Origin of the sequence: Fluviispira sanaruensis, from assembly GCF_004295685.1 — a bacterium.
Taxonomy (GTDB): Bacteria; Bdellovibrionota_B; Oligoflexia; order Silvanigrellales; family Silvanigrellaceae; genus Silvanigrella; species Silvanigrella sanaruensis.
The window spans coordinates 2,269,522-2,295,659 of record NZ_AP019368.1 but is presented as its reverse complement, the minus strand read 5'-3'; the positions used below and the strand labels follow the sequence as shown (position 1 = coordinate 2,295,659).

Sequence of the window (26,138 nt, the reverse complement as noted above, 5' to 3'; positions counted from 1 at the left end):
ATAGATTCTGGCTGTCAATTTTTAAAATTGACTTCACCAGAAGCTTGATCTCGAGTATTTATATGTGTCAGATTGCAGATTCGTAATCTTGAGAATTGTCAAACACTGAGATTTACTTAACATTGATGTGTTTATTTGTCTAACATTGCAGTTTTTCACAGGCATAAATCATGAATAGTTATTGTGATAAATGGAACTTAAATCCTCTTAAACTTCCTCAGCACATTGGAATTGTGATGGATGGAAATGGGCGTTGGGCTACAAAGCGGGTCTTACCCCGTATTTCGGGACATCATAAAGGGGTTGAAAGAGTTCAAGAAATCACAGAACTTTGCGGTAATTTAGGAATAGAAGCATTAACTCTGTTTGCTTTTTCAGAAGAAAATTGGTGCAGGCCAGAAGAAGAAGTTTATGGAATTATGGGACTTCTCCGGTGGTATATTCGGAAAGAGCACAAACGGATTGTAGAGAAAAATGTACAATTTAGAGTCATTGGAAATCGCATTAAATTATCTAAAGACATAATAGAGTTAATTGAGAATTTGGAAAAAGACACAAAAAATAATACCGGCATGCATTTAAGCATTGCATTAAGTTATAGTGCGCAAGGGGAAATTCTTCGTGCAGTGCAAAAAATTGTCAAGAATGTTCAGCAGGAAGAACTCAATGCAAATGAAATAAATGAAAAGATATTCGAACAATCACTCGATACAAAAGGCCTTCCCCCATTAGATATGTTTATCAGAACAAGTGGTGAGTATCGTGTCAGCAATTTTTTATTGTGGCAACTCGCTTATGCTGAGCTCTTTTTTGACAATATATTGTGGCCAGATTTTGATTCAAAAAAAATGGTAGAGCTGTTACAAATGTATTCATTAAGAGAAAGGCGTTTTGGCAAAACGTCTGAGCAATTAGCAGAAAAATCATTCAACATGACTCTTGGCTGAGAAGAGAAAGGATCGTGTAGATGGAAATTCTACAGACAATATTTTCAAATACGATTATAGCCTTTATTATACTGATAGGAGTTGTTGTATTTGTTCATGAACTTGGACATTTTGTCGCAGGTAAAATTTTTGGAATTCAAGTCGAAGAATTTAGTATTGGTTTTGGACCAAAAGCTTTTTCAATAAAAAAAGGCACCACAGATTACAGAATCAATTGGTTTCCTCTTGGAGGATATGTCCGATTTTATGGTGCTGATATTGAAGAAAATATTCCAATGGAAAATAGAGAAAAATCTATCTTACATGCAAAAGTTTATAAAAGAGCAATCGTTTCTTTCGCGGGCCCTTTTGCAAATTTTGTTTTGAGTTTTTTAGTTTTAACAGGAATAAGTATCTTTGGTATTCCTCAGGAACTTCCTGTTATTTCTGTTTTGCCAGACTCTGTAGCAGAAGGTTTTGGTTTAGAAACAGGGGATAAATTTCTAAAAATCAATGAAAAAGAAGTTGCAAATTGGTCGCAATTATCATCAGCTATTTCAAAAAATGCAGAAAATAAATTATCTGTCGTTATTGAAAGAGACGGCAAAGAAGTACAGCTTGAGCTTATCCCAAAAAAAGAAGAAGTTGAAACAATCTTTGGCAATACTCAATTTGTGGGCAGAATTGGCATAGTGAATTCATTTAATTCACCAAATATTGTCGTATCTAAGGATTCATTTTTTGCAAGTTTGGGTCTAAAAAGTGGAGATAAAATTCTTAAAATTAATGGTAAAGAAACAAATTATCTCTTTGAAGTAATTTATGCTTTGAGACGGGTTACGAATACTCAGTCAGAATATAATTTAGCCCTAAATATTAAAAATAATAAATACACAACTCATTCTCCAATAAAATTTGAGATTGAACGAAATGGCGAACATAAAAAAGCAGAGAAATTAGCAATTAATTTTGAGTTATTAGATAATAAATTAAAAAACTGGGCAGAAAGTTATTTAAGTCATAAAAAAATGCGGGATATTCCTTGGAATAAAGCTCTCCTTTCGACGGATCAAACCGTTGCCTTATTCTCAGATTTACCTAATGGTAACAAAATGTTATCAGCGCAAGATGGCTGGAAAAGCTGTGGATTAGCTCCCGGGGACACACTTTATTCTGTTGATGGTTATGGCAGGATTCTTTCTTTATCTCAATTTTATATTTGGCTCGATAAATTAACAAAAAGTGCTATACAAAAAAGCGATAAGTTAACAAAAGCTAATATTAAAATGGATGTGATCCGAGCAAATGGCGCGCAGACAACATTAAATTGTAGTATTCCTTTGCGTCAAGGGGTTGATCACCTCAATCGTGAACATTTATTTTTAGACTTTCCTGTGCAGTATATGACTCAAAATGTTGCTCTAAAGCCTGTTTTATTTAAAGCAAACTCAATTTTAGATGCTTTTGAAAAAGGCTTTCATTCTATGCTCAGTCAAATGAGCTTAACTTTAACGAGTATTAAAATGCTGGTGACAGGTTCTATCCCTTTGTCTAATCTCGGCGGCCCAATTGCTATTGCTGGTGTTGCTGGCGAAGCTGCAAAAGGTGGGTTGATGACTTTTGTCTTTACCATGGCATTCATCAGTATAAATGTCGGAATGATGAATCTCTTGCCTTTACCTGCCCTCGATGGTGGTGCATTGCTTTTACATGCTGTTGAATCGGCATATGGAAAGCCACTGCCAAAATCAATTCAATTAGGCGTTCAGCGAGCAGGAATACTTATTCTTTTAGGACTTTTTGTTGTGGTATTTTATAATGATATTTTGCGCTTGATACGCTTTTAATCTAAAGGATATTTTGTGTTTTCTCAACTTGAATTCCCCTTTGCCCTTATTCTAACTCATAGAAGAGGAGTGGGGATCGCTCTCTTTAAAAGTGATCTTATTTTTTCATCATCATTCAATGAGCTTGATTATTATACTCTCATAAAGAATTCAAAGATGACTCAAATTCGCGATGATAATATCGAATTACTTGAGTTTGAAGATTTGATATTCTCTCGGGTGAAAGGAAAAACTGCAGAAAATCTTTTTCATTTATATACAAAAACATTGGATAGATTTTTAATAAAATCGCACGAAATTAAAACATTACTAGTTGGCACAGGCCCTGGGTCTTTTACAGGTTTGCGTCTCGGATGCGCTTTTGCCAATGGATTAAAAATGGGATTGCCAATCAATCTTTTACCAGTGAAAACATTTTTAACCCCAGAACTCTTAGCAAAATGTCGTAATATGTCTGTAGAAGAAGAGTTTATTGAACAGTTGGGTGATTATCATGAAGAAGATGAATCCACTGGTTTTGTAACTTTTTTTGATCTTTTGGCAAGTCTTTTACATGCACGGATTGAAGATAGAATATTTGTTGACTCTCTAATTCCTGAATATGGACGAGAACCTGGCCCAGTCATAAAATTAAATGAAGGATTAAATAAATGAATAGCGATCTGCGAGATGAAAATTTAAATGACAAAGGACAGCATAATGTCACGTCTTTTATCGAAAAAAGAAGGCGCGTAAAATCAAGTATTTATTTATTGCCAAATCTCATTACGGCCACCTCACTTTTTTTTGGTTTGCTTGCAATAAAGTATTCCATTGATGGTAGGATGAGTGGCGAAATGCAGAACTTTGTCTTTGCTGCATATGCAATTCTGGCAGCAGGAATATGTGATGGTCTGGATGGTAGTGTTGCGCGTTTAACCCATACTCAAAGTTCATTTGGTGTTCAGCTTGATTCATTGTGCGATCTTGTTTCTTTTGGGGTTGCTCCTGCAGTTGTTATATATAATTATGGGTTAAATGAATTTTTTAGACTTGGGTTTTGTGTCGCTTTTATTTTTGCAGCTTGTGGAGCATTGCGTTTAGCACGTTTTAATGTGCAAAGTTCAATGGGCAGAGCGAACGGTAATTTCACAGGTATTCCGATTCCAATGGCTGCAGCCCCATTAGCCGTTTTTATTATGGCTCAACAAGAACTTGCAAGCTGGACAATTGTCGATCATTCGCAATGGGAAGTGACTCTTGCGCAGGCATTGACGAGTGCAGATGTAAGAAATACAACTCTCCTCGTAATTACTTTTTTACTAGCCCTTGGCATGATCTCAACATTTGAATATATAAGTCACAAGGCAATTCGTTTGCCGAGAAAAAGACCTTTCCGTGTTTTCGCAGCGGTCTTAATTATTTTTGCATTATTTTTAAATATTCAATTTGTTGTTTCTTTAGCATTGCTTTTAATTATCTATTGTTCACATGGACCCATTTTATGGTTATTCACTCGCAAAGATAGAGCAGAGGAAGAAGATGAACTTTTTGAAGCTGGAAATAATTCAGAGGAATCTTAAATAATTTTTTGGAGCATTTGTACATGTTAGAATTGACCATAGGAATTGTAGGTGCCACCGGGGTTGTTGGGCAAACTGCATTTGATATTCTTGCAGATGATTTTTCAGGATTCAAAGTTAAAAAATTAAAAATGTATGCTTCTCGGAGTTCTGCTGGAAAAGTTTTCAATTTTAGAAATACTAAGGTTACAATTGAAGAAATTCAATTAGATTCTATGCTCGAATGTGATGCATTATTATTCGCTACCGATGCCGCTATATCACAAGAATATATTCCAAAACTTGCTGAGAAAGGCATTCTTTGCATAGATAAATCATCTGCATTTCGCGTTCATCCAGACGTTCCGCTTGTTGTGCCAGAAGTGAATGGGCATACACTTTCTTACGAAAAAATTGCAAAATTTCCTGTGATTGCAAGTCCTAATTGCTGTACAATTCCTCTCGTAATGGTTCTAAAAGCTTTAGATAATGAGTTTTCTCTTAAGCGAGCAATTGTTTCTACCTATCAAAGTGTTTCTGGTGCAGGCAAACCAGGTGTCGAAACTTTAACAGAAGAAACCCAAAACTTTTTTGTCAACCAAGATCTTACTTGTGGGAAATCAGATGTATTCCCCAAATCAATAGCCTTTAACGTTATGCCATATGTGGCTGGGATTTTAGAAAATGGTGACACCGATGAAGAAGCAAAAATTATTGCGGAAACACGTAAAATATTAGAAAAAGTTAATCTTCCTTTAGCAGCAACAAGTGTGAGAGTTCCAACATTTGTGGGACATGGTGAATCTGTTACGTTAGAATTTAAAAATAAAGTAACAGCTAAACACGTTAAAGAAATACTGGCAAAATTTGCCGGTTTACGAGTAATAGATGAAAGTTCTAAACTTGAGGAAGATGATTTTGAACTTTTTGTAACACCACGTGAAGCGCATGGCAAAGACGAAGTTTATGTCAGTCGCATTCGTACGACGGATGTTTTTGAGAATGGCATTTCTTTGTGGATTGTGAGCGATAATTTAAGAAAGGGTGCCGCTTTGAATGCTATACAAGTTATAAATCATTGTGCACTGAATGGAACAATTATTTCCTTAAAAAGAAAATAATTCACTGAAAGAGTCTGAACTGTGAAAAATGTATTTTTTGTTTTTTTTTATTTATATTTAACTTTTATTGCCCAACTGAGTTATGCTCAAAATCAAAATTTAGCTCTCGATGTTTGTGATTCAACCTTAACAACGAACGTTACATGTTCTGCAAGTTCTGTAGCTGTTTATGCAGCAAATAGCTTCACAGCTTCCTTTGTGCCACCAAGACAGGCAAAAGACAATATTTCTAAATTGGTTTTAACCTACAGTTTAAAACTTTATAATCCTGCAGATGCAACAATTCCTATTAATTATTCTAATCAAAACTGGGGAGTGCGCTTTGTTGACTCAAATAATGGCAGTCCACAAGATTATTATTTGTCGAGTGCTGGAAATGAAGGTGTGACAATTGAAGTCAATGATAAGGGCATGCGGACTGTCAATAATGTTTATGTAGGAACAATAATTGTTACTTTATATTTTACGGATTCAAGTATAAATAATAAACTGCCAGCTAAAGTTCAAAATCTAATTGATTCAACAAATAATGCTTTAGGAATTATCCCAATTTATAGCTCCACTGTGAATAATTCTTTAAAATTTTCGTGGCAAGCAGATAATGGTGCTATGCTCTATCCTCCAACAATTTCTGTTAGTTCTGCTGACAGCGCTATAGTAGTGAATTTAGCGGCTCCAACAAATCTAGCGGCTGCAGATGCAACAAGCACGAATCTTATAAAGACTACGGCCAACACATTTTCTGGCTACGTTCTGCTGTATTGGCTTGACCGCGATGCCAATGAAGATGCCACAGGATGCAAAGCAAACCCCGGTGGGTGGGCTTTTTATCTCAATCCCGTTTCTATTAATAATGCAGCGCAAAACACGACAAGCATTTGTACATACACACCATATAATAGTTCAATGTCATGGGGTGGAACGTCCTCAGCCCTCGGTTGTACGAATGCAACGGCTCCACTTACGTTTGATTCAACTCTTTCCTCTTCATTTACGAATTTAACGGCAGATACAGCAGCTGTGCCTTTAACATCTAATCCCACTTTATTTGCCAGTGATAGCACGGGAACTCCCGTTGGTTGTTATTATGCAGTGTATATCCCTTCGACCCAATCCTCTTGGAGCAAAGGTAATTTAAAAAATGGTGAAATATATGGAGTGATGGCTTGGGCACTCAACAATGGCTATGATACATCGATAAATGCAAGTTCACCTAAATACAGCTTAGCGCATTCGCCCATTTACTATGTTGCACCAGTGGAAATTCCATTGGCAAGCACAGACAAAACACCAAATTTACCTAAAACAGAGACGGATTGTTTTGTGGTAACTGCGGCTTCGGGTGATGTGAACAGTAAATCGGTTTTTTATTGGCGCATTATTCGTGATGAATATTTAACTCCCCTGGGGATAACTCCTTTTTATTATTCCCAAGCTCACACGTGGGCAGCTTGGTTAAATGATCATCCAAAATTAAAACCCGCAACAAATTTTATCTTAGAATATACTGGTAAATCTATTTATTATACAAGTGGATTTTTTAAGAAGTCAGCAGAACAAGTGAAAAGTGCATATCATAAACTGATGAACCTGATTTTTCCAGAAGCGAGTGCGCAGGAATTAACAGACGAAAAAAAAAATACAATAGAAACATTTAAACATCCTAATTATGATATTTTTATTACTGGGGGAGTTTTATTACCTTCAGCTGATAAAGAATTATATGATAAATATTATTCCTCTCAATCAACAATGCTTTTTGAGTTGGGAGGTGAGCAGATTTTTTGGTTAGACAATGTTGGTATATCAGTTGGTGCCCTTGGTCGATACCTTACAAATTCTAGCACAGGTAATGTTACAACAAATACAGGGGTTTCTCAGGATTATACGCGCAGTATTTATTCCTTAACTGGAGAAATTATTGTAGGTCTCCGTTATCGTCATCCTTCCTTTTTATTTATCCAACCCGGAGTTTTTGGTGGAATTGGCTATATGCGTTTGCGTGAAGAGGCTAAAACGGGAACCACTCCACAATCCAGTGATGGTTCTAACCTTAGTTCTGGAATTACTGTTTGGAGTCCTATCTATGAAGTAGGCGCTAACTTAGACATCAGCTTAATCAGCATTTTTGCGGTTAATCCTGGGGATCTGGGATTATTTTTAAATGATGTGTTGTTAAGGTCATCTGTCTCATATAATTTAAACCCATCTCCAGCTATTTCTTCATCAGGAATTTTTATTCAAGCAGGATTTGTTTTTTTATTAAAATAAATAATAATTTAAATATTATCCAACATTTCGTCTAAACCATAAGCGATCTTTTTCTAATAAAATACATGGATAAATAAGCCTTATAAAATCTCGCCAGTGTCTATCGATTGAAAAATCAGAAACACGTGCATAACGCATATTTTTAATAATATCTTGAATCTGCCAATATATGTCTACGGGTATAATGACCTCTAGCTCTGGTATACTTTTATCAGTTTGGATAGGATCAGGACGGAGTTCAGGGAGTTCAGCAATTGTTAAAAATCTTTGTATCATGTTATTTTCCTTTTTTCCTGAGTTTCATATGACTTTTCGGAATTTAAAGATTTAAATTGAATCAACAGCTTTGGGGGACAAATGTGAATTTACGTAGTTTTTGGGAGCGGGGTGGATTTAAAGTTTTAGCAGTTGCGCGCTTGAGTTCATGTAGCTATTCTATGGTCCTTTATGTACTGAATTGCTTAGTTGCAGGAATTGAAGAAATCGTATCTAGCACGGGTGAATTGTCAATTTTATTAGGAGTTCCTGAGCGTCTTGTAAAATCAGCAATTGAAGAGCTTTCTGTCAGTAATATCTTGAGCATAACAAAGAAACATGAAAAAACTTTAGTGATTCGTATGGTTCTCGATCCTGAAAAATGGACAAATTTGCGCAGCACACCTGAAAGAAATAAGAGAATGCTCGGAGATGCTAAAAATTTACATTCATTGATTCCTCAAAAAGAAATTAAGAAAAAGAGCAAACCACGTAAGGTCTCTATGTCAAGTCAAGAAGCTCTTCTTTTTCCTAAAAAGAATGTTAATAAAAGTGATAAAAATAATAAAGAAATTTTAAAAAATACAGAAGCAATTGATAAAATTATCTCTGCTTTTGTGAATTATCATAAAAATGAAATTGATGTGAATAAAGAAGAAAAATTTGCTGCGTTGCTTTTAGAAGATCATTCACTTGAGCAGATAATATCGCTGATTAATTTTTTCTCAAAAGAAATACCATCTCTCTCAATGCTTGCTGGAGCGTGGTTTCATTATATGAACAAATATAGAGAAGAAATGGCGGATGTTGATGATCTCAATGCATTTAGAAAAAAACATGAAGGATTTGACGAAAAAATTCGTGCTATGGCTTCATACGAATTGAAAAGAATTCAAAAAGAACGAAAAGCTATCACTGCTGATGAAGAACTTTTACTACTTATTCTTATGAGGCATGAACAGCCAAGAAAACAACTCTATTGGGCATTAAAAGCTCGGGATAAATATCCAGGACTCAATGTGTTTTTAGAACAAGCAAAAGCTTCTGTTGAATTGACGTGAGCGCTCTTTAAAAGAGTTGAGTTTTTGACGTTTGACTTTCCTTTTAAATCCTTCCTACTATTATTATCTCTATCAAATGAATATTACTTTTTATTTATAGGAGCTTTTGATGCTTTCAAAGAAAATAGCTGCATTGTATTTAGCTTCAATTTCTGTTACGTTACAAGCTTTTTCAAATGAAATAATACCTAAGCATCCTGAAAGCATAATTGTTGCAGAAGCCGCAACAAAGGCAGATGCTCCTAAGTATGTTGTTGATACAGATCACTCTAAAGTAACATTTGAAGTAGCTCACTTAGTGGTAAGCACAGTGACAGGGGAATTTAAAAAGTTCAGTGGAAATTTTAAATTCAATCCAGAAGATTTTTCACAAACTCAGCTTGAAGCAAGCGCTATAAGTACATCTGTCGATACTGGGGTGAAAAAGAGAGATGATCATTTAAAAAGTGCAGATTTTTTCGATGCAAAAAAATTCCCAAATATGATTTTTAAATCAACGTCTGCAAAGAAAACAGATGATAATAAATTTGATTTAATTGGAAATATTACTATACGGGGTGTTACGAAGCCTATTACATTTAAAGTAACATATAAAGGCCAAGTAAAATCAAGTGGAAAAATAACTCAAGCTTTTAAAGCTACAGCTGAACTTGTCAGAAAAGATTTTGGGGTGAGTTTTCAAAATATAGTTGAGGCAGGTCCAGTGGTTGGAGATGTCGTAACAATAAATATTATCTGTGAAGGAGTCAGGAAAATTTAGTTACTGTTGTTTGGAATCTTAACTTTTCATCTATTTAAAGGAGAGTTTTATGAAGAATAAAAAAGTAATTGTCAGTGCTGCTTTAGCTGGTTTGGCGGTGGGTGCTCTCAGTGTTTCTGCTTCTGCGAACGCTGATGAAGTTAAATGTTGGGGAGCAAATAAATGTGGAGCAGACTCACCTATTAAAGAGAAAGACTCATCTAGTAAAGAGAGAGCGAAATGTTCAGTAACAGAAAGTGATAAAAAAATCATTGAGGAAGCAGTGCACAATGGAAAATTAGAAAAAAAATATGCCAAAGTAGATGTGCATGATTGCGGTACGCATGCAAAATGCGCTGGAGCAAAAGGAAATGTAAATTGGTTTTATACCTCAGCAAAGAAATGCAAAGAGCTGGGTGGTTTTTTGATTGATAAGGGTGCGGTTAAAAAACTCTAAAAATAATTTTCAAGTCATTTTATAAGGTGACATAATGAAGAAGAATGAAATTATTTTAATTGCAGCTTTGAACGGTATAACTTTAGCATGTTTTGCAGAAGGTTCGAATAGCAGTCCTGCACATGTTACTCAAGAAGTTGAGAAGTGCTTTGGCATAAATAAATGCAAAGGTCTTACATCCTGTTCAGTTGAACAAGATGATATCGATGCTGCAAAAAAAGCATTTGCTAAAAAGTATGCAAAGACTCAACCTTATGAATGTGCTGGTAATATTGGGGGAGCTGGCAAAAAAGGTTTTCTAGGTTGGCTTTATGTTGCGCGAGGATCTTGTCATAAAATTGAAGGCGGATTTTTAATTGTTAAAGACCAAACTGGGAAAAAAACTGTAGATAAAGGTTAAAGATGTGATTTCATCTCAAGAGATTGAAAAAAGAATTTTAACTTATCCGGCAGGAATATTTGGAGCAGGCTTACGAACTGCTCATTATTCTTTTTGGCATGAAATTTCTCAATTGCCTCCGCTAGAAATCATGGCGGATAATTATATGTATTTAAAAGGTGGAGCAGGTTTATTGCATCTTTTTAAAATAGCTGAAAGAACAAAAGTCGTTGTTCATGGTGTCGGCATGAATATAGCCTCAACAGAACAATTAGATAAAGAGTATTGTTATCAATTAAGAGATTTTTTAAAAAATCTTAATCCAGAAGTGGTTTCTGATCATTTATGTTTTTCTGCTTCAAAAACTCATAACAGTTTTGATCTTTTACCAATTCCCTTTAATTCTGTAACTTTAAATTTAATATGTGATAAAGTTAATCAAATTCAAGATATACTTGGACGACAATATTCTCTTGAAAATATATCTTCATATGTTTCTTATCAAGACAATGAGTATACAGAAATCGAATTTCTAGATGAAATTTGTAAAAGGACAGGAGCTGGTATCTTGTTAGATGTAAATAATATATATGTATCAGCTTTCAATCATGGCTATGAAGCAAACGTAGAATTGGCTAAAGTTAATCCTGAATATGTGAATCAATATCACATTGCAGGACATTCGGTTTTAGATGATTTTTTATTTGATACACATGATAAACTTGCCTGTGAAAATGTCTGGAAACTTATGCTTTGGGCTTTAAAGAACATTGGTTTTAGAACTGCAATTATTGAAAGAGACGATGATGCAGCTCCATTTGATGAGCTTATTTACGAAATCAATTTTGGAAATAATTTATTATGCAATTTGAAGAATTAAAAGAAATACAGGATTTTTTTTTGAGAACAACTCAGAAAAATCCAGCAGATGATATTATAGATTCTTTTGCTGATAAAATGGGCGATATTTTCGTGAGAAATACGTTGCATCGAATTGAAGCTTATCGAACAAGTTACTTTGCTAGGATCTCTTCCGTTTTTCCTGAAACCGTTTTTAATTTGGCAAGTTGCTTATTTGAAAAAAAATTTGTTGCTGGACTTATTGTTGAGTATTTTTTAGATAATCCAACTTCATTAAATATGAATGACTCTTTATTGGATATCCCAAAGTATTTAGAACAAAACGAAAATATTGAAGAATGTCCTTTTGTTCCTGATTTTATGCGCTTATGCCTTATTCGAGATCAAGTTTTAGCTTCAGAAAATCCTTTGACAGAGAACTTTATTTTTAACTCATCTTTTATTCCAAAGCCTTCAGAAATATTTTTACAACGCAATCATAGTGTAATTAAATCACATTGGCCACTGTATCAAATGTATAATGTTGCGCGTGAGATAGAAGACCGTTTTGATGCGGCAGGCAACTCTTTAAGTGAAGAAATATCGCAGGAGATTGAAGAATTACGTGTTCAGAAATTTTCCGCTATCCAAAATGTTGCTGAAAGTTTATTGCTGTATAAAAGCTCGGCTTGTACTTTAGAAGTGTTACATATTCCAGAAGAGTATATTTCATTTGTTGAAAATATGAGTGAAGGAAAAAGTTTAGAGCTTTCTATTGAAAATATGCAGGTTGATGATAACTTTGATTCAGAAAAATTTTCTTCGTGGATTGCTTTGTTAACTCAACATAAAGCATTGGTAAAGGGAATATGAAAAGATATTTACTGCTTTTTTATATTATTTTATTTTTTCCCATTATAGTCAAAGCTCAAGATAAAGTTATGCAAGAAAATGGGCTAAACTGTAAAGTGAATGCAAATACTTGTACAAAATCAGGAATATCATTTTTTGACAGAGGCGATTATAAAAAAGCGTTCGAACTTTTTAGTGAAAGCTGTAAATATTTAGATCCAGTGGGCTGTACAAATCTAGGCGTATTGCACGAAAAAACTACAAATATTGTGAAAGCAAAAGATTTTTATTTAAAAGGCTGTAAAGTCGGAGACAGTCAAGGCTGTTTGTATTTGGGTAATGTCTTTTTTAATGAAAAAAACACAGCCCAAGCTGAGTATTATTTTAAATTCGCATGTTTAAATAGCAATCCCCTCGCTTGTACAAACTATGCCTCCATAAAAGAACGCAATGGCAAATTAAAAGAGGCTTATCAATTTTATTCAAAAGGATGTCTGAAAGGGGATCCTATAGGTTGTTTGTATTTAGCAAAATTAGAATTGACCAATGGCGACAGCCTGGGAGCTATGTCTGCCTATAAGAAAGCCTGTGACAAAGGAAATATGTTGGGCTGTACCAATTTAGGTGTGATGCACAGTCGTGAAGGCAAACAGGCGCTGGCGCGCGATATTTTCGACAAAGCCTGTCAAACGGGTTATTCACAGGCCTGTACAAATCTAAATCATTTAAAAGAATATGAAGAAAAAGAGTCGTCCTCTTAAAAATGTAGACATTGAAAAAGAGTCAACCTCATATAATTTAATCTTCTAAGTGACTTCTCAGCATCCAAGCAATCTTTTCATGTTCTTCAATTCTTGCAGTGAGAAAATCGCCAGTTCCTACATCACCAGCTCCGTTGGCTTCCTCGATCCAATTGCGTAAATTCCGCACCACACTCTCGTGATCATCCAATAAAATCTTAATCATTTCTTTATCTTTTTGGATTTCCTTGGTCTCTTTGATACAGGTTAAATCTTTCATCTGGATATAGGTGCCAGGGACAAATTCTCCTAAGGAGCGAATACGTTCAGCAATTTCATCTAGGCTAGCAAAAAGAGCATTGTATTGTTCATCAAAAAGTTTGTGGAGGTTTTGAAAATGCATCCCCGTCACATTCCAATGGAAATTGTGTGTCTTTAGATAGAGATAATAGGAATCTGCAAGATAATGTGAAAGAATTTCAACAACTTTCTCTGTGCTTGCCTTAGTTAAGCCAATATTGATTTTCATATGAACTCCTTAAGTAAAAACGTAAAACATCATCGACGTTATATAATAAACCATTTTTTATAAATCTGTAATACCATATGAACTATTTTTTTTTAATAATATATTTTTTGAATTATATGAGTATTTATTCTTCATTATAGAGAATTTTTAGAAGACAATCAAAATATTATATTTTCTTTTGTTAAATTGAGTGGTATATGATTTTTTTTTATGTAGGGAGTTTTTGCATGCAGTTTTTTTTTCTCTTTATTTTTTCTTTTATTTTATTTCATTTTTCATCATTTGCAGGAGATATATGTATTAAAAATAATGAAGGAATTTTTTGTGGCGAAAAAATCCAAGTTAACAGCAATAAAACAAATATATTTAATGAGTGTGTTGAATTTAAAAATAAGAAAATCTGCGGAAAAAGCTGTATGAAAAGTCTTTGGGGGGCGGATTGTAAACAAAGTAAATATGAAACATGCATTAGTAATTTTAATGGTGTTATTTGTGGATTTGATTGTAAAGAACATTTTGGTATTGCTGTTTGTGCTTCTAAACCTCAATACAAATGTAAAATTAAGTTCAATAAAGCGAACTGTGGTATAAAATGCCAGTATAAGTATGGAGAAATACAGTGTGAAGAAAATGATAAGAATTTAAAAATATTGAGATAAATTTTATATGAATATAAATATTTTTTTCTTTAACACTTAATAAATAAAGCGTAAACAATCCTCAAAAAAAAAGATATAAAATTTATTAATGTATGATATGATTTTACTTCTCTAAGCTTTTTAGCCTATTTATGCTGCAATAATCTTTATGCAAATCTCTAGGTGTTGTATTTTTTTTCACTGAACTATTTACTGATAGCGCTGAGGAAATAAAACCTCATTAGGCTTTGCATCCTTCTTTATTTTGTCTGTAATTAATTTCTCACTTTCATCAAGCAGTTCTTTTTTCCAAGTGCAAACATGATTAGGATGTACTTGGTATTTTGTGGCTATTTCATTGATTGTCGTTTGTTCCTTTATTGCTTCTAAGGCAACCTTACTTTTAACTCTGCTCTAATACTTTTGCGCTGCATCGGACTCAGAAAATTTAGCGATTTGCTTATACTTATCGCAATTATGAGCGAATGTCTTCATGTTCAGTTCTTGAGGGCATCATAAAAATTAAAAATTTTATTGAGTTTTTTTGTATTTAAATTCTGATTTTAAATGAATGTTATTTAAAAATGGAATTTAATCTTCTTATATAAAAAATTTTCAGTTCTAATTAATTCTTTTTTTTGAGTAAGAATTTAAATAAATATTAGTAAATACATGTATTTATAAAATATAAATTGAAATATTATTTATGGTATTTATAATAAGTTTTTATGTATCTAAATGTTTCTTTACAAACGCATCTTTAATGGTAAAATATTTCTCACAAACTATATCGACAATATCGTTTGTGAGAAATATCACTAAAATTAAATAGTTATAATTTTTCATTCAGATTTTTTATGATTTTAGAGAAAGTTAATAAATCGAGATGAAATTATTTGTAAAATCTGGAGGAAAAAGAGAGTCTTATGTTATTTCAAAATAAAATCCTATGTTTTGGTTTAGGTAGTATTATTATAGGTGGTTGTCTTGATTTTTCAAAGGCAAAAGCTGAGGCTTTTTCTACTTCCCAAAATTTTCAAAATTTTGAAAAAGGCTATGAGGATGGAAAAGTTATCATATTTGACACTGATAACAGAAAGATTACAGATTCAAACATAGAAATTATGAAAAAATCGAGTGGGATAAGTATTGATAATGCACCCGTTCTTCTGAAAAGAGGGGAAACTGGCCCAGAGTACATCGTGATGCCAAAGGATATTTCAGAATCTGAAAAAAATAGCCTAATTAAAAAGTTTGAGCAGAAAAAGAAAAGAGCAAAAAGTTCGGACCCAAAAAAAAATCTATTAAATAAATCTTCTGTCACCATCACAGTCTTGAAAAGAAAACTCTCCTGTCCAATGACTATGTATAAAGGATATGAAGAATATCCTGAATATAAAAAAGATTATTGTGATGGAAAAACTTTTGTTGAACTGAATTATAAAATTGATATGTATGGTTCAGTTGCCATGCAAAAAATCGATGAAAAAACAGGTGCTGTGACCCGCACTGAAGATGGAAAATACTTGGTTGTGACTGTCTCACCTTTCGAAGAAGGTGGAACCGGCTGGCATATCACAGATGAAATTAGACAAGATGTGTTGTGGAGAAATTTTTTAGGTTATCGAAATGAATTTGTCGGGCCTTTTGCAAGTAAATATAATTTTTGGGTACAGTCTGATGATCAAAACCCAAATGTTAAACTTGTTTCTACTTTTCCCCAAAATACCAATCCAGAAACGAGTGTCACAGAATCGCGTGGCATTACAGTCGGAATGAAAGGTTGGCTCGTTCTGGGGATCGACAAAGATGCTCAACCTAACGCATCTATCAATTTAGATATATCAAGGCAAGTTTCAGAAACTCGGAATGTTTCTTATAAAACCAATGAGTTTTATGTTGAAAATAATAGTTATAATGGAAATGCAAGTTGGTCTTGGAATAGCAAAATGAATGAGACTAAAATGTGTGATGCTTTGACAGGAAAAGATCATGGAGGACTTTTCGGAGATTGTTACTTTACGCGTTTTGTTTTGAATGACGATAATGTTATAGCTAAGGAAAAACTAAATCTCACTGCAATTAGCTATAAATCTTTCACTCCATCTTTTCAGGCAATTTACAAAGCCGATAAGAATGAAGTGGGTAAATCGACATTTAGCTTAGGCACAAGTGCAGAAATTGGTGTTATTTTAGGAAACGTTTCATTAGTGCTACCAACGCCATCAGGACACTATTGGTACTGGCCTACTTATACTTCGGACACAATTACAGAAGTAACAGAAAGTTTTACAGTGGATTGGAGTTCTCCTTTTTTTGAGCCCGAACAAAACGTTCGTTTACAAAATATGAATGATCTCGGTTCGACAAAATGTTTAAGTGTCGTTAAGAAGAATGCGGACGTAAATAGTGAAAATGCTATTGTTACATTAGAATCTTGCCAAGATGTGCGGGGACAAATCTGGGGATACGACAACGAAGAGAAAGTGTTTAAGTCACGTGCAGATAAAAATTCTTGTCTCACAATTCAAGATGATAAATATTTTGTTGCCCGTCCCTGTGCATTTGAAAATTCACAAAAATGGATTTTAAATTCAAATGGGAATATTCAATTATATGTAGATTATAAAAAAGTATTGGGTAAGGATTCTACTGGAAAATTAAAAATTGTCAGTCCAGAATCTTCTGAAAAAATAAAATTCGAAGCATTTAAAGCAAAATTATAAAAATAAACAAATAAAAAGCCGAGAAAATAATCGACTTTTTATTTATCTGGGCGAACATAATCAAATAATTTTTTCTTTACATGCGTTGCTTTTAGAGCTCTTAATTCAGGAACACATCCTGCAAGGGGGAGAACATATTGATAAAAATCTTCTGTGACACCATTTTCTTCACTGTTGATCATGCTTTTAGGCATAAGCTTTGTTTTTTGTGCAACCAATTTAAGGTCGCACAATGATGTTTCGCATTTGTAATTTTCGCCATGAGCACGCACAAGGGTCACCATTTTATCTGATTCCCCTTTCATGATATAATGCACAGCCATTGATCCCACTAAAAAAGCATCAGCTTGATCCGTGTGCGAAGCCATACCAGCTAAGGATCGTTGTAAATAACCTAAGGTATCTGCACGGCAGCGTAATTTGCCAAACGAAGTGTTGTATAATAAATTCTTTTTTATCAGATTGCTTAAATAATCTCCAAGTTTACCAGAGCTCGAGAGCAATGCATTGCCAAATTCATCAACTTCGCCCGCAAATCGCTCTTCTCCAAGTTGATCGGCAATACCTTCTGCGACTACAATTGTGGCGCGTCCTATACGATTGTAGGTTTTTTGTACGTCGGATAAAAACTTTTTCTCGTTAAATTCTACTTCTGGGAGATAAATAAGATGAGGGCCGACTTCATCGTCGTCCTCAATATCAATGTGACCTTTTTTTGCAATTGCGGTGGCTGCAGCGATCCATCCTGCATGCCGACCCATCACAACATTTATTTTAACACTGTTAAAAAAGCTACGATTGTCAAGGTCATCGCCTGCAATAATGTGCGAAACAACTTTAGCAACACTTCCATACCCAGGACAGTGGTCGGTGACCATAAGATCGTTGTCGATGGTTTTCGGAATATGAAGAATACGGACTTGATAATTTCTTTTGTTGGCTTCTTCACGAATAAGTTGCGCAGCTTCGGCAGAGTCATTTCCACCATTGTAAAAGACAAATTTAATATCATGCGCTGAGAACACTTCAAATATTCTATCTAAATCACTATGTCTTGGTTTTATCCGAGCAGAACCAAGAGCCGCTCCGGGTGATACAGATATATTTTGCCAAATACGATTTTCTTCTGCGGATAAATCGAGAAAATTTTCGTATAATACACCATGTAAACCATGGTAGGCACCATAGACTCTATGAATTTCTTCAGGATAATCGCGACTTGCAGTCATAATTCCAGTGAGCGATTGATTTATTACAGCTGTTGGACCGCCAGATTGAATAATGAGTGCATTACCTTTGAGCGTCATGGGTTCCATTCTCCGCAAAATGAAAAAAAATTATAGCATTTAAAAAATCCGCTATAATTGTTGTTTATACATTTATAATGTACTTGATCGTTTTGAAAAAGCAATACCACTTTTTAGGTGTTTTTTTCACACCCAAAGGCCTTCACTGCGCTCAGCGCCAGTAGATATATAAACGCTTGGAACATCTACATATTTTTCAATCTTTTTAATAAATGCTTGATACTGTTTATTGAGCAAGAGACCATTTGCAACACATTCCCAACCATCAACGTATTCTACCACAGGTTCGACATTTTCCCAGGCAGATTGTGTCATTGGGTAGCCCACCATTTCTTTTTGAGTGCGCTTGTCGCGGTAAGCCGTAATAATGCCAATATGTTCAATACCAGAAAGAACATCTGCTTTCATAATTGCGAGGCCTGTGAGGCCATTTATTCTGGAAAGGTAACGGAGAGCTACGAGATCGAGCCAGCCAACGGAACGTGGACGACCCGTATTTGTGCCAAACTCATTGCCGCGTTTGCGCAGCTCATCGGCAAAATCCCCAAAAAGTTCAGCAGGATAAGGACCATTGCCCACCCGCGTTGAATAGGCTTTTATCACACCCAAAATATTGCTTATTTTCCATGGAGGAATGCCAAGTCCGCCTGCACAGGAACCCGCAACCAAGTTACTAGAAGTCACAAATGGATAGGTACCGAAACTCACATCGAGCATAGCTCCCTGTGCGCCTTCGAGGAGTACGCGTGCCCCTTGTGCCAAGCGGTTGTTGGCAATCATGGCTAAATCTTTCATATAGGGGCGCAATGCTTCTGCAGTTTCAAGAAATTCATCAAGAACTTTAGTTTCTAGCCCTTCTTTTAGATGCGGATTGGCATTTAACCAAGCATGAAAATTTTCTGGACTTGATATTTCAGCTATGCGCGGCCCTTCTCGGTAGGCACGACTGGCATAAGTTGGGCCAATTCCTCGACCCGTTGTACCAATTTTTGCAGTATTTTTAGAGCGTTCAAGTTCACGTTTGAGATCAAGATTTTTATGGTAAGGCAAAATAACACTTGCACGGTAATCAACGTGCAAACGCTCGGGAGTGATGTCGTAACCTTGGGATTTTACTTTTTTCAGTTCATCACGCAAAACAAAGGGATCGACAACAACACCTGCTCCGATCCCTATTTCGCAATTCTCCCTGAGTATTCCTGAGGGTAGAAGCTGAGTGACGATTTTTTCTCCGTTCACCCAAATAGTATGGCCTGCGTTATTGCCTCCTTGAACGCGGCAAACCAAATCGGCTTGTTCGGCCAATACGTCTACAAGCTTACCTTTACCTTCATCACCATATTGAACGCCAAGAACCAGTGTCGCTGCTCCATGTTGCAGTTTCATTTCTACTCCCGAGTGAATATTTAACTCCTACATACTTATGCAGGTTTTACAATTGATGAAATTGGAACAGTCTTCTGTTCGCGACACTCTCACACATTCATTTTCATTCTTCAACATTTCTTGGTATGATTTGCGTATATTTTGAAAGGAGAGCTTTTCGTGCAAAACTCTTTGAATGATTTTAAATCAGCTTTGTTTGCAGGTGATTTTAATCTTGCTGAAAATATTGGACTTGTTCAAATTCAGCAAAATGGTGAAAAGGCAGATTGGTTAAATGAAATGGGGTTACTTTATTTGATGAAAGGAGATCTCCCTGAAGCTCTTAGGCATTTTGACAGAGCTATTGTGGCAGATCATTTTTATATTGAAGCGCAGTTCAACGCAGCTATTATTTTAAGCGACTTGGGTTTTTATGAAGAAGCTTCGCAAAGGTTTGCCGATGCCTGCCGGCATGAAGGTGTTTTACTTGCACAAAAACATTATGATATGGCGCAGTTTTATTTATCCATGCGGAAGTTAGAATCCGCAGAAGAGGAATTGCGCAAGGCGATTGCCTTACACAACTGCAGCGATTTCTATGTTGAGTTGACAAGAATTTATATTGAACAAAAGAAATTCGATGAAGCTCTTGTTGAGATCGAAACTGCAATTTCTCTCAACTTAAACAACCCTATTGCGGAAAACTTACGTTCACAATGTCTACAAGCAAAAGATAATTTTCTTTCTTCTGATAAAACTTCAGGTGAATTAAATACACCTCCATTTTAATAGTTATCTTTTTTTAAAATATTTTTAAATAATTACATTTAAAAATATTTTTAATATTAATAGTCCACAGCTACAGAGGCATGAATATTGGAACCTCCTTGAGAAATTGCATCTGTTGAGTTTTCTGCATTAAGCACAGAATTAGGTAAAGATCTTGCTAACCGCAATTGAATTGGGTTTGCATAAATATGAGCATTAAAACCCTTACGATTATTGTTCGCTAAGAAGTTTTCTAAAAATGGTGCTTTGGAATGCACACCAATCATCAATTTATAAATACCTAAAACTCTGCGCTCCGGTCTTGCTGGAAATTCAATTTGTAACGAAGAGCTTGTTTGATCTTGTATTTCCGTTGACCAACCCCAATTTGCTTGGAAAGTAAATGAGGTCTCTTCATTGACTATGACTCCATTTGCACTGATCTTCTCTCCCACTTGAAAGCCTAGGTTGGTTGAGTTTGTTTTTGTAATTCCATGAGTGATTGTTTCTGTTTGATTGTAGCCTGTGTTTTCACCAGCATATTGCGTCCAACCCAATTGCCAAAAAGTCCCTGCACTTAAAGTTTCATCAGATCCATTTGCACTTGTTATCTCTTGCTTTCCGTTTGTAGTGTCATAAGTATTTATATAGTCAATATCCCAGAGAGTTGTCTTTTCATTTGGAATTGATTTAATTAAAAAATAGCCTATAGGTTCATTATATTTTACATTATAGCTTATTTTGGAATAGCTATTATTTCCAGGTTTTAATTCATTCAAATGCCCTTGACCATCTGCGATATAGATCTTGTCTATTATATTATCTATTTGTGACTGCGCATTACTTGTCGAATCAAGATAAAATCCACTGCTTATATTGTTATCTTTATTTAAAAAACGCACTGCTAAAGTCGGATGATCCCAAGAAAGAGTTGAATAACTAGATGTCCAAACCGATGGTTGAGAAATTATTGCTGCTGATATTTCTCCATGGCAGCCATCTGTGCTTGTGCAATAAAGCTCGGTACCAAAATCTTTATTACCCAAACTAGAATAGCTCTGTTCCCCTTTCCAAGTTGTTCTTTCGGTGTCTATACCCCAAGTTAATGGCAATGAATTGTTATGAGTAGAGACAAATTCAGTAAGTTTATCGGAATCCAACGCTGGTGCGGGATAGCTGGGCGGCTCTTTATAACCTTGAGTCGATTTTAGAATTGGATGCACTTTCTGGGCAGGATCATTGGATTTAACAATCTGATCTCCGTTATAAATGCTATAAATTACACGTTTTTTTGCGGAATGCGGCAATTGCTGTTGAGGAGAATTTAAAGTCTGTGCTGCTAAAGCATTATTAGCAAGCAAAATGCCGGTAAGGTATATCCCTAAGTTTATAAATTTTTTGGAAAATAGAGTCATTTATGCTTTCCTTTTTTCAAAAGTTATCCAATTAATCACTCATCCTAAGAGAAGCTTTAAGCTAAAAAATAAAGTTATGGATATCTATTGCGGACTCATTTGTCAGAAGATAATACAGGAAATGGTAAGTTTAATTTAATAAATAAATCAATATATTTGATTATTTGTATTTTTTGTGGTTTCTATTATTGGAGAAATGTAAAGAATATTTACAGTTAAAATTGGGTGTGTTATTAAAGATATTTTGCTTTTGAAATGGATAAGGATAATTGAGTGAATAAAATAGAGCAAGTAGCAGATTATCGTGATGAGGATGGTTTTTCTGCACTTTTTTATAAAACACAGGACAATTCTATGACTGTGTCAATCGTCTCGGAAAAAATGCAGACCGAGATGATGCACAGTCAAAGTGGCTCGTTTTCAGAAACTAATTATGTCTATCTACCCGTTGTGGATTTTGTCATTAAAAATAGAATAGAACCCGTATTTTTATCCATTGGTCTTGGAGTGGGCTATATTGAAATCATGCTTTTTGCTTATCTTCTAAATAAAAATATTTCGGATGATTACCTATCGCAATTATTTATTTTTTCATTTGAAAAAGAAGAAAAATTAATTCAGTTCTTTACAGCATTTTTATTGGATCAACCGTTACCGGTTTCTTTTCAAGCATGCTATTCCTCTATACTTCAGCTAAACAGTGAATATTTCTCTGTAGATAAGATGGAATTAAAATTATTTATCAAAGATTTTATACTTAAAAATAAATTTGTCATATATAATAAGTTTACAAACGAAACGCAATTAACAAAACCAGCCAACGGTATTTTTTTTGATGCCTTTAGTGCAAATTCCTCTCCCGATCTTTGGAATGAGCTTTATATAGATAATATTCTTTCACCCAAAAACTGTTCTTCCTCTTCATCCTTCGCAACTTATGCTTCTAAAAATATGCTCAAACGAAAACTTAAAGAGAACAATTTTAATCTTTTAAAGAAAAAAGGTTTTGCTGGGAAAAGAGAATGTATTTTTGCTTATAGGATTAAAAATGAATTGATATAAGTAATTTGGATAAATGTTAAATTTATTTGTCGGTATAAATTTATATAATGTATTCTATTGAACTATATCCAAAATAATTTTACTTAATTGTATTTAGGTATATATGAGAGCATATCTGATACAAATTGACACTACACCTGCCGAATGTTCTGTCTTTATATTTAAATTCAATGGAGAAGTAATAAAATCATTGTTTTTGCATTAACAATGTAAGAGTCATCGATAGCAGCTATTATTGAAACTTTTTTTGGTCAGAATTATAAATCTTTGCTTCATCTAAATTATAATAATTATTATTTGCTTTTAATTTGAATTTCAAAATTATGAAAGCATAAAAATGATTTAAAAAGACATAGGTTTCAGCTTTATATGTTACAAAGGCGCTTAAAATTAAAAAACAATTAAATTTCTTTAAAACTTCTCTTCTAAATAAATGGGATTTCTATAATATTTGTGATCATTTCAATTGATAGAAAAATAAGATAATTCAATTTAATTATTATTGATTTTTAATAATCTTTTTTATATCTTCAAGATAAAAAATAACAAATTTTTATATTAATTTCAATAATAAATGAGGTTTGGAAAAGATAAATTAAAAAATAAAGTTTCTTTCATCAATCGGGGGTGCTTTGAAAATAATTTGAAAAAAGTCTTTTGTTCGAGCGAAAAATTCTCTTGACGAATAATACCATTTTTCTTTGACTTCGCCTGCTCCTACGCCATCGGCTTCAATCCCAACTTCGCGAGCAATCCACACCGCTCTGGGCAAATGAAAATTTTGTGAAATAATATATGCACTGTTTATATTATATATTTCTTTTGCACGTAACATAGTTGCATATGTACTGTAACCTTTTTCATCGGTAATTAAACTTTCTGCAGGTATTTTATTTTTGAGAGCAAACTTTCTCATTGCTGCTGTTTCACTGTAATTTGTATCGGTGCCATCGCCACTCATAAGAATATTTTTCACTAATTTTTTATGATAAAGATCGATAGCTGTTTCCATCCGAGCTTTTAATACTCCTGATAGCAAGTCACCATGCACACTTGCACCCAAGACAATTGCATATTCTTTTGTAGTTAAAGGGGGGGGAGCATTTCTAGAATTGAGGTACACAATGAAATTTGTAATTGCGAAAACCGCAAGAATTAAGAAAATAATTGCAGAAAGAAGAGTTAATATAATGCTGAAAATTTTTAAAGCAATTTGTAATATTTTAATAATCAAATTTTCTCCAATCAGTTAATCAAGTGTGCAGCTAATCACCTCACCCAAGTTTGTCTAAAATTTGCAGCCTAGTGTCAAATTGCTGAAGCTTCTAAATGAATACGAAATTAACATACAATTTAAGGAACAAGGGAGCCACTGAGTGGAAAAGTCAAAAATTGTCAAATATTTAATTTTAGCATTTTTGCTTCTGTTTTATATTGAGAGTTTATTTTCGTTAGAAAATCCCACAGCTCGTCCTCCAAGTACACAGGGAGACTCATTTTTATTGCCCCCTGTGCGGCGGGTTGGAATTGATATTTTAGAAAGTAATGTGGATAAATTTAGAATTTTCATGCGCAAACAAGATCGTGTATTATATGGTACGCCAGCCTTACCATTTAGCGAAACAGAATTGCGCAAAGATCTCGTTGCGGATGTAGATGAAGAAATTCAAAATACAGGGCGTTTTTGGAGCCTATCTTTATCTGATTTTATGAAGTTGATCCCTTTGAGCGGATCAGCAAAAAAATCACCAGAAAATGTTAATGCAGAAAATTTAAGAGTGAACCTAGAATCGGATTACAATCTGGACGCTTGGATAAGGCCATCCATTTATTTTGCACCCGATCAAACACTTGTGCGTGTGTCGGTAAGAGGCGCTGGAATTATGGGTTCTATCTGGGCACGGGAAGATGTCATGATTGAACCGCAAGCCAGTCGGACAAAAATTAAAGAAGCATTTGCCCAAGCCGTAGCGCGTTTAATCGCTACATTAGGTCACGACGGTAAAGTAACATATATGCGCGAGAATCTATTAACTGTTGATTTTGGTAAAGAACGTGGAATTGTTCGTGGTGAAACTCTTTATGCAGGTTATGTTATATTATCGAGTTTTCATCCACAAACGGGCGAATTCTTACGAGCTAATCGGATACCAATTCATTCTCTTAAAGTATTGGAGGCACGGCAAGGCAGTTCTTTGTGCCAAATTGTTTCGTCCGATCGTGTTTCGTATGAACAGGCATTAAAAATACTTGATAAGCAAGATGTTCAACTGCTTGTTTGGAAAAAAGAACAAAAATTAAATAACACAGGTTGGCGTGATCCTTATAATCCAGACACCGCTCCCATGCTAGGCGCGGCTGAGGAAGGTTTTGAATCTCAGACAAAAAGAGAGAAAATGCGCTCGATGTTACCTCCCGTAATTTTTGGAAAAGATAAGCAAGAAAAAAATGCGCCTGTTCCGATGGAGAATGACAAGCAAGATATAAATAATTTAGAAAAAGATAAGACGGCAAGACTTGATAAGAAAAGTGAAATTGCTTTAGCGCAAGAGGAGAACTCCAAACCGCAAGCTGAGCAGCAAGGACTTATTTCTCCCCAGCTTCCTCCAAATGAAGGCGAAGAGGTTGAGGTCAGTAAGCCGAAGAAAAAAATTTCCATCGATGAACCCAATTCTTGGGATCCCACAAGTCTAAGAATTGGAGTCGCTCTCACATCGGGCTCATATTTTGGCAATTCTGCAGGGATACCAACAACTTTAATAAATACTTTCAATGCATCAGGAAAAATAGATATCGATTCGACTTTTGATCTTTATATAAATCCATACGCACAATTTTCATTTTTTAACGGTTCAACAATTCAGGGCTCTAGCTATTTTGTTGGCCTAGGTGCTTATAAAGTTCTTTGGCGTAACCCAGTTCCCTCGGGAGTTTTTCGTATAGGTGGAGCTCTCGAATATATGGGAGGAAGTGTTTTACAATCCGATGCGGCCTTTAATATTTCTAAAATTTCTGTTTTTGCCAATGGTCGATGGTCGGATAATTTAGATAATATAGGTGAATATGAATTTCTCGGTGGATTTTCTTTCTTTGATTTTATCCAAGGCAAATCGGTTTGGGCACTCGAAGCCGATCTCAGGCCTTTTCGCTTGATGACAAAAGAATTACTATTTCGCGTTCTTGCAAAAAGATTTCAAGATGGTTGGTTTGAAGTATCTATTGGAGTGTCCTGGGATTTTCTTCCTTCAGATTCTTATAATTTGATTAAAGGTAATAATTCTAAAAGAGAGTACTTTTAA

General features: G+C 34.6%; 24 protein-coding genes. 18 read left to right on the top strand and 6 right to left on the bottom strand.

Features of this window, described 5'->3' with window-relative positions; genetic code table 11:
* Nucleotides 1-170: 170 nt before the first annotated feature.
* The 6 genes from EZS29_RS09645 to EZS29_RS09620 are packed head-to-tail and all read left to right on the top strand — an operon-like array spanning nucleotide 171 to nucleotide 7,706.
* Nucleotides 171-947, top strand: a complete 777-nt coding sequence (locus EZS29_RS09645) for an undecaprenyl pyrophosphate synthase (RefSeq protein ID WP_130609555.1) — start codon at nucleotides 171-173, stop codon at nucleotides 945-947.
* A gap of 20 nt (nucleotides 948-967) precedes the next feature.
* The gene (gene rseP / locus EZS29_RS09640) at nucleotides 968-2,773 is read left to right on the top strand and encodes an RIP metalloprotease RseP (protein WP_130609552.1); all 1,806 of its coding nucleotides are present in this window, start codon (nucleotides 968-970) and stop codon (nucleotides 2,771-2,773) included.
* A gap of 15 nt (nucleotides 2,774-2,788) precedes the next feature.
* Complete coding sequence (locus EZS29_RS09635) at nucleotides 2,789-3,427, top strand: hypothetical protein (RefSeq protein WP_130609549.1); 639 nt, start codon at nucleotides 2,789-2,791, stop codon at nucleotides 3,425-3,427.
* Nucleotides 3,424-4,335 (top strand): CDP-diacylglycerol--serine O-phosphatidyltransferase, encoded by a 912-nt coding sequence (gene pssA / locus EZS29_RS09630; RefSeq protein WP_130609546.1) that lies wholly within the window; start codon nucleotides 3,424-3,426, stop codon nucleotides 4,333-4,335. Before EZS29_RS09635 ends, pssA begins: the two co-directional genes overlap by 4 nt.
* A gap of 23 nt (nucleotides 4,336-4,358) precedes the next feature.
* Complete coding sequence (locus EZS29_RS09625) at nucleotides 4,359-5,435, top strand: aspartate-semialdehyde dehydrogenase (protein WP_130609542.1); 1,077 nt, start codon at nucleotides 4,359-4,361, stop codon at nucleotides 5,433-5,435.
* Between the two features lie 21 nt (nucleotides 5,436-5,456).
* Nucleotides 5,457-7,706 carry a hypothetical protein gene (locus EZS29_RS09620; RefSeq protein ID WP_130609539.1) on the top strand — a complete coding sequence of 750 codons (2,250 nt, stop codon included), beginning with the start codon at nucleotides 5,457-5,459 and terminating at the stop codon, nucleotides 7,704-7,706.
* Between the two features lie 15 nt (nucleotides 7,707-7,721).
* Here EZS29_RS09620 and EZS29_RS09615 read toward each other — a convergent pair whose 3' ends face one another.
* Nucleotides 7,722-7,982, bottom strand: coding sequence for a hypothetical protein (locus EZS29_RS09615; protein WP_130609536.1), 261 nt, complete (start codon nucleotides 7,980-7,982; stop codon nucleotides 7,722-7,724).
* Between the two features lie 83 nt (nucleotides 7,983-8,065).
* On the opposite strand from EZS29_RS09615, the gene EZS29_RS09610 reads away from it, so the two are divergent.
* From EZS29_RS09610 to EZS29_RS09580, 7 genes are all read left to right on the top strand, one after another.
* On the top strand, nucleotides 8,066-9,022 hold the full coding sequence (locus tag EZS29_RS09610; protein ID WP_130609534.1) for a hypothetical protein: 957 nt from the start codon (nucleotides 8,066-8,068) through the stop codon (nucleotides 9,020-9,022).
* Nucleotides 9,023-9,131: 109 nt separating this feature from the next.
* Nucleotides 9,132-9,782: a YceI family protein gene (locus EZS29_RS09605; RefSeq protein ID WP_130609530.1), complete on the top strand. Its 651-nt coding sequence runs from the start codon at nucleotides 9,132-9,134 to the stop codon at nucleotides 9,780-9,782.
* A 49-nt stretch (nucleotides 9,783-9,831) separates the two neighbouring features.
* The gene (locus tag EZS29_RS09600; protein ID WP_130609527.1) at nucleotides 9,832-10,218 is read left to right on the top strand and encodes a hypothetical protein; all 387 of its coding nucleotides are present in this window, start codon (nucleotides 9,832-9,834) and stop codon (nucleotides 10,216-10,218) included.
* Between the two features lie 34 nt (nucleotides 10,219-10,252).
* Entirely contained in the window at nucleotides 10,253-10,618 is a 366-nt protein-coding gene (locus EZS29_RS09595; RefSeq protein ID WP_130609524.1) for a hypothetical protein, read from the top strand.
* 4 nt (nucleotides 10,619-10,622) lie between these two features.
* Nucleotides 10,623-11,477 carry an MbnB/TglH/ChrH family RiPP precursor modification enzyme gene (locus EZS29_RS09590; protein ID WP_172603877.1) on the top strand — a complete coding sequence of 285 codons (855 nt, stop codon included), beginning with the start codon at nucleotides 10,623-10,625 and terminating at the stop codon, nucleotides 11,475-11,477.
* A complete protein-coding gene (locus tag EZS29_RS09585) occupies nucleotides 11,459-12,310 on the top strand; it encodes a hypothetical protein (protein WP_130609516.1) in 852 nt (283 codons plus the stop codon). Before EZS29_RS09590 ends, EZS29_RS09585 begins: the two co-directional genes overlap by 19 nt.
* Complete coding sequence (locus tag EZS29_RS09580) at nucleotides 12,307-13,050, top strand: tetratricopeptide repeat protein (protein ID WP_130609513.1); 744 nt, start codon at nucleotides 12,307-12,309, stop codon at nucleotides 13,048-13,050. The genes EZS29_RS09585 and EZS29_RS09580 overlap by 4 nt, the downstream gene beginning before the upstream one ends.
* 37 nt (nucleotides 13,051-13,087) lie before the next feature.
* Here the strand turns inward: EZS29_RS09580 and EZS29_RS09575 are convergent, their stop codons facing one another.
* Complete coding sequence (locus EZS29_RS09575; protein WP_130609510.1) at nucleotides 13,088-13,558, bottom strand: Dps family protein; 471 nt, start codon at nucleotides 13,556-13,558, stop codon at nucleotides 13,088-13,090.
* A 227-nt stretch (nucleotides 13,559-13,785) separates the two neighbouring features.
* Between EZS29_RS09575 and EZS29_RS09570 the strand changes: the two genes are divergently transcribed.
* Both EZS29_RS09570 and EZS29_RS09565 read left to right on the top strand, forming a co-directional pair.
* The gene (locus EZS29_RS09570) at nucleotides 13,786-14,217 is read left to right on the top strand and encodes a hypothetical protein (protein WP_130609507.1); all 432 of its coding nucleotides are present in this window, start codon (nucleotides 13,786-13,788) and stop codon (nucleotides 14,215-14,217) included.
* A 905-nt stretch (nucleotides 14,218-15,122) separates the two neighbouring features.
* The gene (locus EZS29_RS09565; protein WP_130609504.1) at nucleotides 15,123-16,922 is read left to right on the top strand and encodes a leukocidin family pore-forming toxin; all 1,800 of its coding nucleotides are present in this window, start codon (nucleotides 15,123-15,125) and stop codon (nucleotides 16,920-16,922) included.
* A gap of 38 nt (nucleotides 16,923-16,960) precedes the next feature.
* Here EZS29_RS09565 and EZS29_RS09560 read toward each other — a convergent pair whose 3' ends face one another.
* Both EZS29_RS09560 and EZS29_RS09555 read right to left on the bottom strand, forming a co-directional pair.
* A complete protein-coding gene (locus tag EZS29_RS09560; RefSeq protein WP_172603876.1) occupies nucleotides 16,961-18,229 on the bottom strand; it encodes a diphosphate--fructose-6-phosphate 1-phosphotransferase in 1,269 nt (422 codons plus the stop codon).
* Nucleotides 18,230-18,355: 126 nt separating this feature from the next.
* Nucleotides 18,356-19,615, bottom strand: a complete 1,260-nt coding sequence (locus tag EZS29_RS09555) for an adenylosuccinate synthase (RefSeq protein ID WP_130609498.1) — start codon at nucleotides 19,613-19,615, stop codon at nucleotides 18,356-18,358.
* Between the two features lie 159 nt (nucleotides 19,616-19,774).
* Here EZS29_RS09555 and EZS29_RS09550 point away from each other — a divergent pair, with 159 nt between their 5' ends.
* Nucleotides 19,775-20,383, top strand: a complete 609-nt coding sequence (locus EZS29_RS09550) for a tetratricopeptide repeat protein (RefSeq protein WP_130609495.1) — start codon at nucleotides 19,775-19,777, stop codon at nucleotides 20,381-20,383.
* 56 nt (nucleotides 20,384-20,439) lie between these two features.
* Here EZS29_RS09550 and EZS29_RS09545 read toward each other — a convergent pair whose 3' ends face one another.
* On the bottom strand, nucleotides 20,440-21,777 hold the full coding sequence (locus EZS29_RS09545) for a hypothetical protein (protein ID WP_130609492.1): 1,338 nt from the start codon (nucleotides 21,775-21,777) through the stop codon (nucleotides 20,440-20,442).
* Between the two features lie 273 nt (nucleotides 21,778-22,050).
* Between EZS29_RS09545 and EZS29_RS09540 the strand changes: the two genes are divergently transcribed.
* Nucleotides 22,051-22,839, top strand: coding sequence for an MnmC family methyltransferase (locus EZS29_RS09540; RefSeq protein ID WP_130609487.1), 789 nt, complete (start codon nucleotides 22,051-22,053; stop codon nucleotides 22,837-22,839).
* Between the two features lie 595 nt (nucleotides 22,840-23,434).
* Here EZS29_RS09540 and EZS29_RS09535 read toward each other — a convergent pair.
* On the bottom strand, nucleotides 23,435-24,073 hold the full coding sequence (locus EZS29_RS09535) for a SanA/YdcF family protein (RefSeq protein WP_172603875.1): 639 nt from the start codon (nucleotides 24,071-24,073) through the stop codon (nucleotides 23,435-23,437).
* Between the two features lie 142 nt (nucleotides 24,074-24,215).
* On the opposite strand from EZS29_RS09535, the gene EZS29_RS09530 reads away from it, so the two are divergent.
* Nucleotides 24,216-26,138 carry a hypothetical protein gene (locus tag EZS29_RS09530; protein ID WP_130609481.1) on the top strand — a complete coding sequence of 641 codons (1,923 nt, stop codon included), beginning with the start codon at nucleotides 24,216-24,218 and terminating at the stop codon, nucleotides 26,136-26,138.

Coding starts and splice junctions, on each gene's coding strand:
- EZS29_RS09565 (WP_130609504.1), top strand. CDS start 15,123: ATGTTATTTCAAAATAAAATCCTATGTTTTGGTTTAGGTAGTATTATT.
- rseP (WP_130609552.1), top strand. CDS start 968: ATGGAAATTCTACAGACAATATTTTCAAATACGATTATAGCCTTTATT.
- EZS29_RS09570 (WP_130609507.1), top strand. CDS start 13,786: ATGCAGTTTTTTTTTCTCTTTATTTTTTCTTTTATTTTATTTCATTTT.
- EZS29_RS09560 (WP_172603876.1), bottom strand. CDS start 18,229: ATGACGCTCAAAGGTAATGCACTCATTATTCAATCTGGCGGTCCAACA.
- EZS29_RS09600 (WP_130609527.1), top strand. CDS start 9,832: ATGAAGAATAAAAAAGTAATTGTCAGTGCTGCTTTAGCTGGTTTGGCG.
- pssA (WP_130609546.1), top strand. CDS start 3,424: ATGAATAGCGATCTGCGAGATGAAAATTTAAATGACAAAGGACAGCAT.
- EZS29_RS09575 (WP_130609510.1), bottom strand. CDS start 13,558: ATGAAAATCAATATTGGCTTAACTAAGGCAAGCACAGAGAAAGTTGTT.
- EZS29_RS09555 (WP_130609498.1), bottom strand. CDS start 19,615: ATGAAACTGCAACATGGAGCAGCGACACTGGTTCTTGGCGTTCAATAT.
- EZS29_RS09545 (WP_130609492.1), bottom strand. CDS start 21,777: ATGACTCTATTTTCCAAAAAATTTATAAACTTAGGGATATACCTTACC.
- EZS29_RS09580 (WP_130609513.1), top strand. CDS start 12,307: ATGAAAAGATATTTACTGCTTTTTTATATTATTTTATTTTTTCCCATT.
- EZS29_RS09605 (WP_130609530.1), top strand. CDS start 9,132: ATGCTTTCAAAGAAAATAGCTGCATTGTATTTAGCTTCAATTTCTGTT.
- EZS29_RS09615 (WP_130609536.1), bottom strand. CDS start 7,982: ATGATACAAAGATTTTTAACAATTGCTGAACTCCCTGAACTCCGTCCT.
- EZS29_RS09645 (WP_130609555.1), top strand. CDS start 171: ATGAATAGTTATTGTGATAAATGGAACTTAAATCCTCTTAAACTTCCT.
- EZS29_RS09585 (WP_130609516.1), top strand. CDS start 11,459: ATGCAATTTGAAGAATTAAAAGAAATACAGGATTTTTTTTTGAGAACA.
- EZS29_RS09595 (WP_130609524.1), top strand. CDS start 10,253: ATGAAGAAGAATGAAATTATTTTAATTGCAGCTTTGAACGGTATAACT.
- EZS29_RS09625 (WP_130609542.1), top strand. CDS start 4,359: ATGTTAGAATTGACCATAGGAATTGTAGGTGCCACCGGGGTTGTTGGG.